This window comes from Streptomyces sp. NPDC033136 (assembly GCF_055578235.1).
In genome coordinates this window covers 322,592-336,102 of record NZ_JBVIPD010000007.1, presented here as the reverse complement: position 1 = coordinate 336,102, position 13,511 = coordinate 322,592, and the positions used below count along the sequence as shown (strand labels likewise).

The following is a 13,511-nucleotide window of genomic DNA, read 5'->3' as shown; positions in this document are numbered from 1 at the left end:
TCCCTACTTCCGCATCACGGCCGGTTCGTGCCGGCGCAACAGCCGGGACACGAGGAAGCCGAACAGCACCGACAGCGCGATCAGCGCGCCGACGTCGAGGAGCCAGACGCCCACCGAGTGCTCGAAGAGGGGGTCCTCGGTCAGCTCGCCGGGCACGATCCGGGACAGCCCGACGGTCCCGGCCATCGCGGCCAGCGCCCAGCGCGCCGGCACCAGCCAGCCCAGCTGCTCGAGCCCGGGCACGCCGTCCAGCTTCAGCAGGGCCCCGCAGAAGACGACCTGGACGATGGCCATGAGCACGAGCAGCGGCATCGTCACCTCTTCCTTGCGCACCAGCGCGGAGACGAGCAGGCCGAGCATCATCGCCGTGAACGCCAACAGGGCGACCGCGACCGTGATTTCCGCCAGGGGCGGCATCAGCACGCCTTCGCCGCCGGGTGCGTTCAGGTCCACGCCGAGCAGGGCGACCAGGGTCAGCACCACCGCCTGCAGCACGGTGATGACGCCCAGGACGACCACCTTGGACATCAGGTACGCCGACCTGGACAGGCCCACCGCCCGTTCACGCTGGTAGATCACCCGTTCCTTGACGAGTTCGCGCACGGCGTTGGCGGCCCCGGTGAGCACCGCGCCGACGCACAGGATGAGCAGCGCGTTCATCGCCGTGTCCAGCGTCAGCTTGCCGCCTGCCAGGGCCCGCGCCATCGCGCCCATCACGAACGGCAGGGCGATCATGATGATGAGGAAGGTACGGTCGGCGCTCAGCGCGGCCGCGTACCGGCGCACCAGTGTGCCGAGCTGGGCGGCCCGGCTGCGCGGCCGGGGCGGCGCGGCGATGACGACGGGCTCGGACCGGGGCTGCCGGGGCTGGGCCGTGGCGTCGGCGACGTAACGGCCGTGGAAGGGTGAGACTCGGTACTCCCCCGCCCAGTCCCGCTCGGTGTCCCGGTCGAAGGCCTCGAAGGCCTCCGGCCACTGCTCGAACCCGAAGTACGCCAGGGCGTCCTCGGGCGGGCCGTAGTAGGCGATCTTCCCGCCGGGAGCGAGCACCAGGAGCCGGTCGCACACGTCCAGGCTGAGCACGCTGTGGGTGACGACGATGACGGTACGGCCGTCGTCGGCGAGGCCGCGCAGCATATGCATCACGGAGCGGTCCATGCCGGGGTCGAGGCCGGAGGTCGGTTCGTCGAGGAAGAGCAGGGACGGTTTCGTCAGCAGTTCCAGGGCCACGCTGACGCGCTTGCGCTGGCCGCCGGACAGGCTGTGCACGTGCTGGTCGGCGCGCTGTTCCAGGCCCAGTTCGCGGATGACCTCGTCGACCCGGGCGCGCCGCTCGGCCTTGGCGGTGTCCTGCGGGAAGCGCAGTTCGGCGGCGTAGGAGAGGGCTTTGCGGACGGTCAGCTGCGCGTGCAGGATGTCGTCCTGCGGGACCAGGCCGATGCGCTGGCGCAGCTCGGCGTAGTCGCGGTAGAGGTCGCGGCCGTCGTAGAGGACGGTGCCGTGGCCGGCGGGCCGCTGGCCGGTGAGGGCGTTGAGGAGTGTGGACTTGCCCGCGCCGCTCGGGCCGACGACGGCCAGCAGGCACTTCTCCCCCACCGGGAACGACACGTGGTCCAGCAGCGTCTTGCGGCCGCGGTCCACGGCGACCGCGAGGTCCTGCACGTCGAGGGAGACCTCGCCGGTGTCGACGTACTCCTGGAGTTCGTCGCCGACGAGGCAGAACGCCGAGTGGCCGATGCCGACGATGTCGCCCTGGCCGACCGGAGTGGCGGTGGTGACCGGGCTGCCGTTGAGGTACGTGCCGTTGTGGCTGCCGAGGTCGGTGATCTCGTACGTGCCATCGGGCAGGGCGCGCAGTTCGGCGTGCCGGCGGGAGACCACGAGGTCGTCGATGACGAGGTCGTTGTCGCTCGCGCGGCCGATGCGGATGGCGCGGGAGGGCAGCGGCCGCACGGTCGTGGGTTGCCGGTAGGTGCCGGTCAGGGCGGGCATGGAGACCGCCGAGGGGCGTTCCGGGGCCCGGGCGGGGGCGGGGCGTCCCGTGAGGAGGACGCGCGGGCCGTCGGCGGGGTTGCCGAAGCGGATGACGCTGCCGGGTCCGACGTCCCACTCGTGGATGCGGCGCCCGTCGGTGTACGTGCCGTTGGTGCTGTTCTCGTCCTCGATGGTCCAGTGACCGTCCTCGGGACGCAGCACCGCGTGGTGCCACGAGACCCGGTCGTCGTCGATGACGATGTCGCTCAAGGGGTCGCGCCCCACGTGGTAGTCGCGACCCGGGATCATCACGGTGGATCCGGACTCCGTCTCCAGGACGAGCTCTGGTGCTACCGACGGCTGCGCCATGGTCAGGATTCTACCGATGTGCCCTGGTCTGCGCCTGGGCGAGCGGGCGGGAGCAGGTCAGGCCACGGGGATGCCCAGGACAGGAGCCGCGCGCTGCATCCGCAGGGCGTCCACGGACTCGGCGAGCAGTTCGTACTCCGTGGTGTCGTCGCTGGTCGCGATGCGCACCAGCCGTCCGGCCGCCAACTCCTCGGCCACCCGCCCCTGCTGGTCCGGATCGGCGCACCAGGCGCGCAGCAGCGCGGGCACGTCGGGCACGGTGTCGGCGACCGGCACGAGCGCACCCGGCGGTAAGTGCTCGGCGTCGGGCCGGGGGTCGAGGCGCTGGGCGATCCAGGAGGCACGGTCGCGCAGCCACCACAGGGCGAGGGCGAGGGTGGGCGCGCGGTAGGTGCCCAAGGGCACTCCGATGCGGCGGCCGTCGCAGACTCCGTACGCCGTGACATGACACAGAAACTCGTCGTGCACGTGACCCTCCCCCCGTTGCCCAGCCCGCCTGGCGGCCAGGCCGCGCGTGCAGTACGGCTCGCGTGCTGTGCGTGAGGGCACCGTAGCTGGAAGTGAAAGCGCTCTCGCGTGTCAGTATGTTCACCGCTGAAACACTGTCACCATGACTTTCCGGCCAGTCTCCTGGCATATTCACCCTCCGGCTTGGCCGAAACCCGGCGCGAGGCCCCCGGGACGCATGACCTCAAGGCTCGTCGACGGCCCGGGCGGGGGCGGGCAGCGGGTGCGTGCCGGATTCACCACGAGCGAGGATCCGGCCTCTGACCAGCAGGCCTGGCCTTCCCACGGTGCCCACCGGGCGTGAGAGCGGCGCCGGCGATGAGTTTTCCGGTGTCCGGCGGTCTGTGTGGGTGAGAGGCCGCCGAGCAGAGGACCGGCTACTGCTTGACGGCCCACTGCTTGACGACGGCGTCGATCCGGGCCAGCTCGTCCGCGTCGAAGTCCAGGTTGCCGATGGCCCCGACGCTGTCCTCCAGCTGCTGCGGGGTGCTCGCGCCGACCAGCGCGGAGGTGACCCGGCCCCCGCGCAGCACCCAGGCCAGGGCCATCTGCGCCAGGGTCTGGCCACGCGTCTTGGCGATGTCGTTCAGGTCGCGCAGCCGGCCCACCAGCTCCCCGGTGACCGCGTCGGAGTTCAGGAACGGGCTGTCGCTCGCGGCGCGGGACCCCTCGGGAATGCCGTCGAGATAGCGGGCGGAGAGCAGGCCCTGCTCCAGCGGGGAGAAGACGATGGAGCCGACCCTGAGCTCGTCCAGGGCGTCGAGCAGGCCCTCGTCCTCGGGGCGGCGGTCCAGCATGGAGTAGCGCGGCTGGTGGATGAGGAGCGGGGTGCCCAGCTCGCCCAGGATGCGCGCGGCCTCGCGGGTCTGCTCCGCGGAGTAGTTGGAGACGCCGACGTAGAGCGCCTTGCCCTGCTGCACCGCCGAGTGCAGGGCGCCCATCGTCTCCTCGAGCGGGGTGTCCGGGTCGGGTCGGTGCGAGTAGAAGATGTCGACGTGGTCCAGGCCCATCCGCTGCAGGCTCTGGTCCAGGGAGGACAGCACGTACTTGCGCGAGCCCCACTCGCCGTACGGACCCGGCCACATCAGGTAGCCGGCCTTGGTGGAGATCACCAGCTCGTCGCGGTACGGCGCGAAGTCGGTCTTCAGGAACTCGCCCAGCGCGGCCTCGGCGGCGCCGGGCGGCGGACCGTAGTTGTTGGCGAGGTCGAAGTGGGTGACGCCGAGGTCGAAAGCGCGGCGCAGGATGGCGCGCTGCGTCTCCACGGGCCGGTCCGGGCCGAAGTTGTGCCACAGTCCCAGCGAGAGCGCGGGGAGCTTCAGGCCGCTGCGTCCGGTGCGCCGGTAGGGCATGTCCGCGTAGCGGTCGGGGTGTGCGGTGTACAACGCGACTCCAGAGGGGTTGGCTCGGTCAGCAGGAAACCGGTGTCCACTCTGGCGTGACCTGCGCCCATGCGTCCAACAGAAGAATCCGATGAAATTCAGCGGCTACGCTTCTCAGTCATGGAACTGCGCCACCTGCAGCACTTCGTCGCGGTCGCCGAGGACCAGCACTTCACCCGGGCGGCGGAGCGCCTGCTGGTGTCCCAGTCGGGCCTGTCGGCCTCCATCCGGGCGCTGGAGCGGGAGCTGCAGACGCCGCTGTTCGTGCGCACGACCCGCCGGGTGACGCTGACCCCGGCCGGGCGGGCACTCCTCGGCGAGGCGGAGCGGATCCTGGCGCAGGTGCGCTCGGCCCACGAGGCGGTGGCGGCCGTGCAGGGGGTGCTGCGCGGGATGCTCGCGCTCGGGTCCGAGCAGTGCATCGCCGGGGTGAACGTGGCGGGTCTGCTGGCGGCGTTCCGCCGGCGCCACCCGGATGTGGAGATCTGCCTGCGGCAGGCGGGTTCCGGCGCGCTCGCGGAGGAGGTCGCGGCCGGGCGGCTGGATCTGGCGTTCGCCGTGCGCACGGCTCAGGAGGAGACCGATCAGCTGCGGACCGTGCCGCTGTCGAGCGAGCCGATGACCGTGCTGTGCCATCCGAGCCACCGGCTGGCGGCGGCCGGGGCCGCGGTGACGCCCGAGGATCTCGGCGGTGAGGTCTTCGTCGACTTCCACCCGGACTGGGGGCCCCGGCGCACCACCGACGCCGCCTTCGCCGCCGCGGGCGTCCGCCGGAGTGTCGCCCTGGAGGTCAACGACGTGCACAGCCTCCTCGACCTCGTGGACGAGGATCTCGGCATCGCCGTCGTCCCGCGGCACTTCCGGCACAAACGCGCCTCGCTGACCGCGCTGCCGGTGAAGGGCACCGGAGACGCCGTGTACGAGACGGTCGCCCTGCTGCCGACCGCGCAGGCGACCAGTCCGGCGGCCCGGGCCCTGATGGCCCTGCTGAGAACAGGGAGCCCGGCAACACCCCAGGACGGGGCCCAGCCCTCCTGACCTCCGCGGTCCCACGCAACGGACTCCTGACCGGTCCCGAAGACAACCACGGTCAGGAGCAGGCGAGATGACGGACCCCAACGACGGAACGTGCTGCGCGGCGCGGCGGCGATCACGACGGCGGTGCGCTTTCGGGCACCGGAACGGCAGCGGACCCCGCCGCTGCCGCGCCGCCGGCGCCACGCCGGTTCCCCTTCTGCTGCCCACGGCTTCCGGGGCGCCCTGGAGGGCCCGCTCACCGCGCACACCAAGTTCGGCGTGGACTCCGGGGAACCGCACGCGATCGCCTACGCGCAGAACCCGTCCGCGGAGCCTCGGACCTGGTGATCCTCACGGCCCAGGACTTCACCGGTGAGCGCGTGGCCCGGATCCATCTGCCGGGGGGGTGCCGCTGGGTCCACGGGAGCTGGATTCCCGACGCGTGATCCGGAGCATTGCGCGATGGTGGACGTATGCACGCGAAGGACATCCTCATCGACGGCTACCACCGCATCCGGGAAGAAGTCCACGCCACGGTCGAGGGACTCGGGCCGGACCAGCTGGCGGCCCGCCCCTCCCCCGACAGCAACTCCATCGCCTGGCTGGTCTGGCACCTCACCCGCGTCCAGGACGACCACCTCGCCGACGCCTTCGGCCTCGAGCAGGCGTGGCTGTCCCAGGAGTGGGAGAAGCGCTTCGGGCTGGGCCTGCCCCGCCGCGACACGGGCTACGGGCACAGTCCCGCCCAGGTCGCCAAGGTCCGGGTCGACTCGGGCGAGCTGCTGACCGGCTACCACGACGCCGTGCACGACCAGAGCACGGCCGCCCTGCGCGGCCTGGCCGCCAAGGACCTGGAGCGCGTCGTCGACGAGCGCTGGGACCCGCCGGTCACCCTGGGCGTCCGGCTGGTCAGCGTCCTGTCCGACGATCTCCAGCACGTCGGACAGGCCGCCTACCTCAGGGGACTGCTTCAGAGCTCGGCCTCGTAGCCGGGCAGGACCACGTCCCGGATCAGCGCGTTCCGCTCGTCGAACGGGAGGAACGCGCTCTTCACGGCGTTGACCGTGACCGTGCGCAGATCCTCGGCGGTCCAGCCCGCCTGCTCCACCAGCAGGGACATCTCACGGGTCATGGTCGTGCCGGAGACCAGCCGGTTGTCGGTGTTGAGGGTGACGCGGAAGCCGAGGTCCTTCAGCGCGGTGATCGGGTGCTCGGCGATCGAGGTGGCGGCGCCGGTCTGCAGGTTGGACGTCGGGCACATCTCCAGGGCGATCCGCCGGTCGCGTACCCACCCCGCGAGGCGGCCGAGCTTGCCGGCCGTGAGGTCGGGGATGTCGTCGGTGATCCGCACGCCGTGCCCGATGCGCTGGGCGCCGCACACCTGGAGGGCCTGGTGGATGCTGGGCAGGCCGTGTGCCTCCCCGGCGTGGATGGTGAACGGCACGTTCTCACGCCGCAGGTGCTCGAAGGCCGCGAGGTGGTCGGCGGGCGGGAAGCCGTCCTCGGCACCGGCGATGTCGAAGCCGACGACGCCGGCGTCGCGGAAGGCCACGGCCAGGTCGGCGGCCTCGCGCACCCGGTCGAACATCCGCATCCCGCACAGCAGGGTGCCGACCCGTACCGGCGTGCCCGCGGCAGCCGCCTTCGCCATGCCCGCCGCCAGGCCCTCCTGGACGGTCTCCACGACCTCGGGGAGGCTCAGGCCGCCGTTCAGCATCAGCTCGGGGGCGTAGCGCACCTCGCCGTAGACGACGCCGTCCGCGGCGAGGTCCAGGACGTACTCCTCGGCGGTGCGCAGCAGGCCCTCGCGGGTCTGCATGACGGCGAGGGTGTGCTCGAAGGTGGCTATGTAGCGCACCAGGTCGCCGGAGTTGGCCGCCTCGTAGTACCAGGCGGCGAGCTCGTCCGGGTCGGTGGTGGGCAGGGTGTGGCCGACCGCGTCCGCGAGCTCCACCACGGTGGCGGGCCGCAGGCCGCCGTCGAGGTGGTCGTGCAGGACGGCCTTGGGGAGGCGGCGGATCACTTCGGCGTCTACGCGCGTAGTAGTCATGGCGGGGTCTTTCCGTGAAGCGGGGCTGTTCGGAGCGGCGGTGGAGGGAAATCAGTCGGCGGGCTGGAGAAGGTCCCAGCGGTTGCCGTACAGGTCCTGGAAGACGGCGACGGTGCCGTACGGCTCGTGCCGCGGCTCCTCCAGGAAGGTCACGCCCGCGGCCGCCATCCGGGCGTGGTCGCGGACGAAGTCGTCGGTGTACAAGAAGAACCCGACCCGCCCGCCGGTCTGGTCCCCGACCCGGGCGGCCTGGGCCTCTCCCTTGGCTCGGGCCAGGAGCACACCGGTACCGGCTCCCGGGATGTCCGGCTCGACGACGACCCAGCGGGATCCGTCGGACCGGGGCGCGTCCTCGACGAGCCGGAATCCGAGGGCCTCGGTGTAGAAGCGGATCGCCTCGTCGTAGTCGTCGACGACGAGGGCGACCAGGGCGATACGTCTCATCTCGACCTCTCGGAGCGGGTGGTTGACCGGAGAGGTTATACGTAAAACTCGAATGACGCTAACTGCCTCGCACCCTTCTGTATCCACCAGTACGTACATCCCGTGTCGACGATATTCCGGAGACTCCAGATACTGTGCCCGGCGGCACAGTATCTGGAGAGCCCTAGGCCTCGGGCCTAGGGCTCCAGCCGGAGGCACGGCGCACGTCCGCGCGCTAGCGTCCCCTCCATGAAGATCACCGAGCCCCCACGCACCCCCGAGCAGCGCAAGGCGGACCTGCTGGACCGTCTGGAGCGGGAGATGGACGTATGGGTCGCCACGGCGGACACCGAAGGGCTGCCGTGTCTGGTTCCGCTGTGGTTCGTGTGGCACGACGAGGCGGTGTGGCTGTGCACCCGGCAGACCAATCCCACCGGCCGCAATCTGCGCGACGGCGGACGGGCGCGGCTGGCCTTCGGCGACACCCGGGACGTCGCGCTGGTCGACGGTGCCGTGGAGACCTTCACGCGGCATGAGGTGCCGTCGGCGGCGGCCGAGGCGTTCCGCGCGAAGACCGGCTGGGATCCACGTCAGGCCCACGCGTCGTACGTGTTCTTCCGGGTGCGGCCACGCGCGGTCCAGGCGTGGTGCGAGGAGCACGAGCTGCCTCACAGGCATCTGATGCGGGACGGTGTCTGGGCGGTCCGGGGCGATGCCGCCCCACCGGGAACCGGTGGCCGAATCGAGTGATCGGCTCCCTCCCTCTCTGGCGAGCGGCCTCCCCAAGCCCCGCCCGAGCTCATCCGGCCTTCTGCCGCCCCCCGTCGAGCTGCCGCCCCCCCGTCGAGCCGCTCCAGTTCCTCGTCCGTGAGACGGATCGCGCCCTCCGCCACGTTCTCCGTGAGATGGGCGGGGTTGCCCGCGCCGGGGGTGGCGAGGGCGTGGGAGCCCCGGTGCAGGGGCCAGACGATGCGGATCTGGGCGGGGCTCGCGCCGTGGGCCCGGGCGATGGCCTGGAGCTCCGCGTCATGGGCGGTGGTGGCGCCGCGCTCACCGGCCTCCCCGGCGACGGCGTAGAACGGTACGAAGGCGATGCCCTGTTCGCCGCAGATGCGCAGCAGTTCGTCGGTGGCGGAGTCGGGGCGGTCGAGGGCGTACCGGTTCTGCACGCAGACCACGGGGGCGATGGCGTGGGCCTCGGCCACATGGCGGGGTTCGACGCCGCAGATGCCCAGGTGGCGGATCAGGCCCGCCTCGCACAGCTCCGCGAGGACGCCGAAGTGCTCGGCGATCGAGTCGTTCTTGGCCATCCGGCGCAGGTTGACCACGTCCAGGTGGTCCCGGCCGAGCCGGCGGAGGTTCTCCTCGACGTGGCCGCGCAGTTCGTCGGGGCGAGCCGAGGTGCCCCACTCCCCCGAGTACGCCCGTTACGGGCCCACCTTGGTGACGATCACCAGGTCGTCGGGACAGGGAGCCAGCGCGCTGTTGATGAGTTCATTGGCGGAGCGCGGCGACGGGAAGTAGAAGACGGCCGTGTCGATGTGGTTCACACCGAGGTCGATCGCCTTGCGCAGGACGGCGATCGACCGCTCGCGGTCGCTCGTTGTGCCGTGGTGGAAGGCGGCACTGCCCGTCAGCCGCATCGCGCCGAAGCCGAGGCGGTGGACGGGCAGGTCGCCGACTTTCCAGGTGCCCGCGGCGTCCGCGGTGATCTTGTGTGCGCTCATCGGCGGGGTCTCGCACCCACCACGCTGGCCGGTGGAGCCGTTTTACGGATACGTGTACGAGTTGAGGGCGGTGACGGCGGAGGCCGGATTGCCGCGGTCGTAGTGGTCCACGGCAAGGAAGTTGGGCTTCTTACGGGCGGCCGGCTGGCAGAACCTCTGGGCGCGGTCGGTGAGTTTGGTGTTGTCCGTGCCGGACGTGCCGGTGATCGGGACGTCACGGAAGTGGTTCATGACGAACAGCGGCCGGAATCCGGGTTCGGTGCGGGTCAGCGGAAGGTTCGTGTCGGCGCCGTACCAGCGGCTGTAGCAGGACCAGTCGGAGGAGCCGACGCCCGGGCCCATGGACCAGTGGTTCTCGACGGTCCATTCACGCTGGTACATGACGCCGAAGCTGTCCCGGGTCAGGCCCGCGGCCTGGTCGGCGGAGCGGCTGCGGTCCGTGAAGATCAGCAGCCGGTCATCGGCGGCGATCAGGTCCGCCATCGTCGGCCAGCCGCTGTGCCGCACGCCCGTCCGGTCGGGCCGGTACAGCACGTCCGACAGGCCCTTGACGCGGGCGAGTTCGGCGCGCAGGACGCCCGGTTCGACGTAGTCCTCAAGGAAGACGGTGACGAACTGGTCGGGATGCGCCTTCAGGAAGTCCACCATGCGCTGGAGGTCGACCCACAGGGCGACGGGCCTGCTGACGAGGGTGCAGCTGTTGTGGCAGAGGATGGCACCGTCGGGGGTCTGGTGGATGTCCAGCATGAAACCGCGGACACCGTCGGCGAGTTGGCGCTCGAGGCCACGGGTCTGGTTGGGGACGAGGTTGACGAAGGGCGGGGCGAAGCCGCCGTCGACGCCGTTGGCGTACGCGTTGTGCGTGGTGAGGAACGTGACCTGGTCCAGGGTGCGCCGGTCCGGCGGCGGCATGGGGCCGGTGACGGGGGCGACCGGGGTGAGGTACCAGGCGGCGAGATCGCCCGGCCCTGCGAGGGCGAGGCGGGCGGGGTAGTTGGCGCCGGACGGCTTGGGGGCCACCGTGAGGTGGCGCGCGGTGCCCGGGGCCTTGAGCGTGTAGCGGTCGGCACCGGCCAGGGTGATCTCCCAGGGTGCGTCGGCGCCGGTACAGGCGACGGTCGCGGCCTGGTCACCGCTGCGGCCGAGGCAGTTTCCCGGGGCGTCGGTGTTCTCCAGGAGGTACGACGACCCGCTGGGCTTCAGCTGCCACTGCTGCCGGTCCTCGTTGCCGCGGGGTCTGTGCTGCTCGACCGCGCCGCCGCGGTCGGCCGCGTTGAGCCCGGTCGTGGCGCTCTGGACGTAATACGTGCCCGGGGCCGGCACGGCGGCGGGCACGGCGGCGGCGGGTTGCGGGGCCACGACCGCGGCGGCCAGCGCGGCGGTCGTGGCGAGCAGGGCGTGGGGGGTGCGCAGGCGCATGAGGGATGCCCTTCGTTGGATCAGGTTCATGACATCCGGCATGACACCACGCCCGGTGGTCCGGCGTCAGCAGGAGAGGTTGCCGCCGGGCGACGTTGGTGAGGACTCCGGCGCGGTCTGCGCGCCCGGCCCGGACTCACACGGGCGCCGAGTTCTCCAGGGTCGCCGCCAACCGGTCCAGCAGAGACCGCAGCAGTTCGTCGTCACCGTCGCCGAGGGGGTGGCCATGGCAGAAGACGCAGTGGAGGTTCGTCCGGTCGAGCCGGAATCATGACGCTGTTCCGGCACGCCCTCCCCGGCCCCGAGTGGTTCACGGCCGACGGCTCCGTGCTCGGCGTGGCCCTCGTCTTCCCGCGGATCTATCCGGCGCGCGCCGACGGGCTCGACTTCGACGTGCGCACGGAAGTCGATCTGCGAGGCTCCTCGCCGTGACGCGGGCGCATCAACGCCTCCAGGACGTCCGGTGGCCGATGGCCTGAGATCGATGGCCTGAGATCGATGGCCGGTGGCCGGGGGACCTTTGCACCTGCTGCACGAGCGACACGCCCCCGGATCGGCACCCGGCGCCGCACGACCGCGAGAATTTCCCCCATGACCACCACACCCCATCCCCTCGTGACCGCCGCACAGCGCCTGGCGCGCGATCTCCTCGTCCCGCAGGCCGAGCGCGTCGACCGGGAGGGTGTGCCGGCGAGCCACGTCGGGGCGGTGAAGCGTGCGGGGCTGCTCGGGGTGGGAGCGCCCCAGGAGTACGGCGGGGCGGACGCGCCCGTCGCCGTGGCGCGGGAGACCGCGGAGATCCTGGCGGGGGCGTGCTGCTCCACATGGTTCGTGCAGACACAGCACCACACCCCGGTGAAGCTACTGGCGGCCCATGACTCGCCCGTCCGGGAGAAGCTGCTGCGTCCGCTGGCGACGGGCGAGCTCATGGCCGGCATCGCGCACGCCCATGTCCGTGCCTTCCCCCGCGTGCCCGTGCGGGCCGTGCCCGAGCGGGGCGGCTGGCGCTTCGAGGGGCGGGTGCCCTGGTACACGGGCTGGGGTCTGAACGATGTGATGCTGCTGGCCGGCGTGTCGGACACGGCCGAGGTGGTGTTCGTCGTCGCCGAGGCCCGGGAGCAGCGCGGGCTGTCCCCATCGGCGCCGATGCGGCTCGCGGCCCTCACCGCCGCCCGTACGGTCTCCCTGGAGCTGGACGGCCTGTGGGTGCCGGAGGAGTCCGTGGTGCTGCGCATGCCGCAGCAGGAGTTCGCCCGGGTCGACCTGCCCAGGGCCGCCAACGCCAGTCCGGCCGTGTTCGGGGTGGCGTACGCGGCGCTGGACCTGGTGGCCGGGGCCCCGGAGGGCGAGGAGACGGCCGGGACACTGCGGGCCCGGCTCGACGAGGTCCGGCAGGAGGCCTACACGCTGGCCGATCACCCGGTTCCGCACGAGTGCGTCGCGGAGCGGCTGACCGTGAAGACACGGGCGTACGACCTGATGCGTGCGGCCACGACGGCGGCGATCGTGGCCGGAGGGGGCCGCGCCATGAACCTGAGCAGCGGGGCGCAGCGGCTGGCGCGCGAGGGGATGTTCCTGCTGGTGCAGGGCCAGACGACCGAGGCGCGGCGGACGCACCTCGGCTCGCTGGCGTCCGGCTAGAAGACTCATGAACGGCCTTCCGCGGCGGCGAGCGACCGGACCCGGGCGGTCTTCTCGGCGACCTGCGCGGGCGGCTCGCCCCTGGTGAGGCGGAGGAATTCAGCCCTCGTCCGACGGGACGACCACGAGGAAGGCGTCCGACTCCAGGTCCATCACGACGGTGGCGGGCTCGCCCTCGGCACGGCGGCGTGCCGCGTACTCCTCCGCGGGCCACGATCCGCGCGGCGATCCCGCCGGGAACCGCTCCAACACCTTCGCACTGATGGCCGCAGTCACGTCCGCTGCCCTCCCCTGTCCCGCGCCGCCCGCCGGGCGGCGACGATCGGTCGCTGTCGTACACACCCTTTTGCCCCTGATCCGCCCGGACATGTTCCGCCGGGTACACCGCGCCCCCCTCGACGCCAACTACACATAAAGGAAAAATAAGCGCAGAATGATAGTTACGCGGCGTTTACCGCATATCCTCCCAGACGCGGACGCCCTGCACGATGAAGGAGACGAGTCATGGCCAACGTCTCGCCCACCAGGGGTGACATATCCGGCCACCCCGATGCCTCCGAGATGCGGGACCGCTACGCCCGCGTGCTCGGCGGTCGCGATGTGGCGCTCGTGGACGGACCGGTGTTCCTGCTCGGTCTGTACTGTGCCGCCTCCCCGTGGATAGTCCACTACACGACCAGCCAGCCGCCGCTCGTGACCCACAACCTGATCATGGGCATCGCGATCGGTCTGCTGGCGCTCGGGTTCACTCGCGCCCCGGAGCGCATGTACGGCCTGAGCTGGGCCATGTGCGCCCTCGGAGTGTGGTTGATCATCTCGCCGTGGATCGTCGGCGAAAGCCCGGACGCCGGTGTCGTGTGGAACAACATCATCATCGGTGCACTGGCCGTGATCCTGGGGCTGGTGTGCGCCGGCACGGCGGCGAAGGCCTCCCGGAATCCGTAGATCCGCCGGAAGACAGCCGAGGCCGGTCCGCGTCCCGGACCGGCCTTTGCTCTCCGT

At 71.5% G+C, this 13,511-nt stretch carries 14 protein-coding genes and 1 pseudogene; 7 read left to right on the top strand and 8 right to left on the bottom strand.

The window, feature by feature from the left end; genetic code table 11:
* Positions 1-3 precede the first annotated feature (3 nt).
* The 3 genes from ACZ5TL_RS16530 to mgrA form a co-directional block, all read right to left on the bottom strand.
* Positions 4-2,343, bottom strand: a complete 2,340-nt coding sequence (locus tag ACZ5TL_RS16530) for an FHA domain-containing protein (protein WP_468590421.1) — start codon at positions 2,341-2,343, stop codon at positions 4-6.
* Between the two features lie 57 nt (positions 2,344-2,400).
* The gene (locus ACZ5TL_RS16525; RefSeq protein WP_468590420.1) at positions 2,401-2,811 is read right to left on the bottom strand and encodes a hypothetical protein; all 411 of its coding nucleotides are present in this window, start codon (positions 2,809-2,811) and stop codon (positions 2,401-2,403) included.
* 416 nt (positions 2,812-3,227) lie between these two features.
* Complete coding sequence (mgrA, locus tag ACZ5TL_RS16520) at positions 3,228-4,235, bottom strand: L-glyceraldehyde 3-phosphate reductase (protein ID WP_468590418.1); 1,008 nt, start codon at positions 4,233-4,235, stop codon at positions 3,228-3,230.
* 117 nt (positions 4,236-4,352) lie between these two features.
* Here mgrA and ACZ5TL_RS16515 point away from each other — a divergent pair, with 117 nt between their 5' ends.
* From ACZ5TL_RS16515 to ACZ5TL_RS16505, 3 genes are all read left to right on the top strand, one after another.
* Positions 4,353-5,270: a LysR family transcriptional regulator gene (locus tag ACZ5TL_RS16515; RefSeq protein ID WP_468590416.1), complete on the top strand. Its 918-nt coding sequence runs from the start codon at positions 4,353-4,355 to the stop codon at positions 5,268-5,270.
* Positions 5,271-5,360: 90 nt separating this feature from the next.
* Entirely contained in the window at positions 5,361-5,597 is a 237-nt protein-coding gene (locus ACZ5TL_RS16510; RefSeq protein WP_468590415.1) for a hypothetical protein, read from the top strand.
* Positions 5,598-5,722: 125 nt separating this feature from the next.
* Complete coding sequence (locus ACZ5TL_RS16505; protein WP_468590413.1) at positions 5,723-6,238, top strand: mycothiol transferase; 516 nt, start codon at positions 5,723-5,725, stop codon at positions 6,236-6,238.
* Here the strand turns inward: ACZ5TL_RS16505 and ACZ5TL_RS16500 are convergent.
* Both ACZ5TL_RS16500 and ACZ5TL_RS16495 read right to left on the bottom strand, forming a co-directional pair.
* The gene (locus ACZ5TL_RS16500) at positions 6,220-7,299 is read right to left on the bottom strand and encodes an adenosine deaminase (RefSeq protein ID WP_468590412.1); all 1,080 of its coding nucleotides are present in this window, start codon (positions 7,297-7,299) and stop codon (positions 6,220-6,222) included. The genes ACZ5TL_RS16505 and ACZ5TL_RS16500 overlap by 19 nt on opposite strands.
* A 51-nt stretch (positions 7,300-7,350) precedes the next feature.
* Positions 7,351-7,743: a VOC family protein gene (locus tag ACZ5TL_RS16495; protein WP_468590410.1), complete on the bottom strand. Its 393-nt coding sequence runs from the start codon at positions 7,741-7,743 to the stop codon at positions 7,351-7,353.
* A 228-nt stretch (positions 7,744-7,971) separates the two neighbouring features.
* On the opposite strand from ACZ5TL_RS16495, the gene ACZ5TL_RS16490 reads away from it, so the two are divergent.
* A complete protein-coding gene (locus tag ACZ5TL_RS16490; RefSeq protein WP_468590409.1) occupies positions 7,972-8,472 on the top strand; it encodes a pyridoxamine 5'-phosphate oxidase family protein in 501 nt (166 codons plus the stop codon).
* An 89-nt stretch (positions 8,473-8,561) separates the two neighbouring features.
* Here the strand turns inward: ACZ5TL_RS16490 and ACZ5TL_RS16485 are convergent.
* Positions 8,562-9,449: pseudogene (locus ACZ5TL_RS16485) on the bottom strand (aldo/keto reductase); the annotation flags it as partial.
* Between the two features lie 42 nt (positions 9,450-9,491).
* Entirely contained in the window at positions 9,492-10,862 is a 1,371-nt protein-coding gene (locus ACZ5TL_RS16480) for a phospholipase (RefSeq protein ID WP_468590533.1), read from the bottom strand.
* 276 nt (positions 10,863-11,138) lie between these two features.
* Here ACZ5TL_RS16480 and ACZ5TL_RS16475 point away from each other — a divergent pair, with 276 nt between their 5' ends.
* Complete coding sequence (locus ACZ5TL_RS16475) at positions 11,139-11,300, top strand: hypothetical protein (RefSeq protein ID WP_468590407.1); 162 nt, start codon at positions 11,139-11,141, stop codon at positions 11,298-11,300.
* Positions 11,301-11,459: 159 nt separating this feature from the next.
* Positions 11,460-12,509 (top strand): acyl-CoA dehydrogenase family protein, encoded by a 1,050-nt coding sequence (locus tag ACZ5TL_RS16470; protein WP_468590405.1) that lies wholly within the window; start codon positions 11,460-11,462, stop codon positions 12,507-12,509.
* 99 nt (positions 12,510-12,608) lie between these two features.
* On the opposite strand, the gene ACZ5TL_RS16465 is transcribed toward ACZ5TL_RS16470, so the two are convergent.
* Positions 12,609-12,785 (bottom strand): hypothetical protein, encoded by a 177-nt coding sequence (locus ACZ5TL_RS16465; RefSeq protein WP_468590404.1) that lies wholly within the window; start codon positions 12,783-12,785, stop codon positions 12,609-12,611.
* Between the two features lie 228 nt (positions 12,786-13,013).
* Between ACZ5TL_RS16465 and ACZ5TL_RS16460 the strand changes: the two genes are divergently transcribed.
* Entirely contained in the window at positions 13,014-13,454 is a 441-nt protein-coding gene (locus tag ACZ5TL_RS16460; RefSeq protein ID WP_468590402.1) for an SPW repeat protein, read from the top strand.
* Positions 13,455-13,511 lie beyond the last annotated feature (57 nt).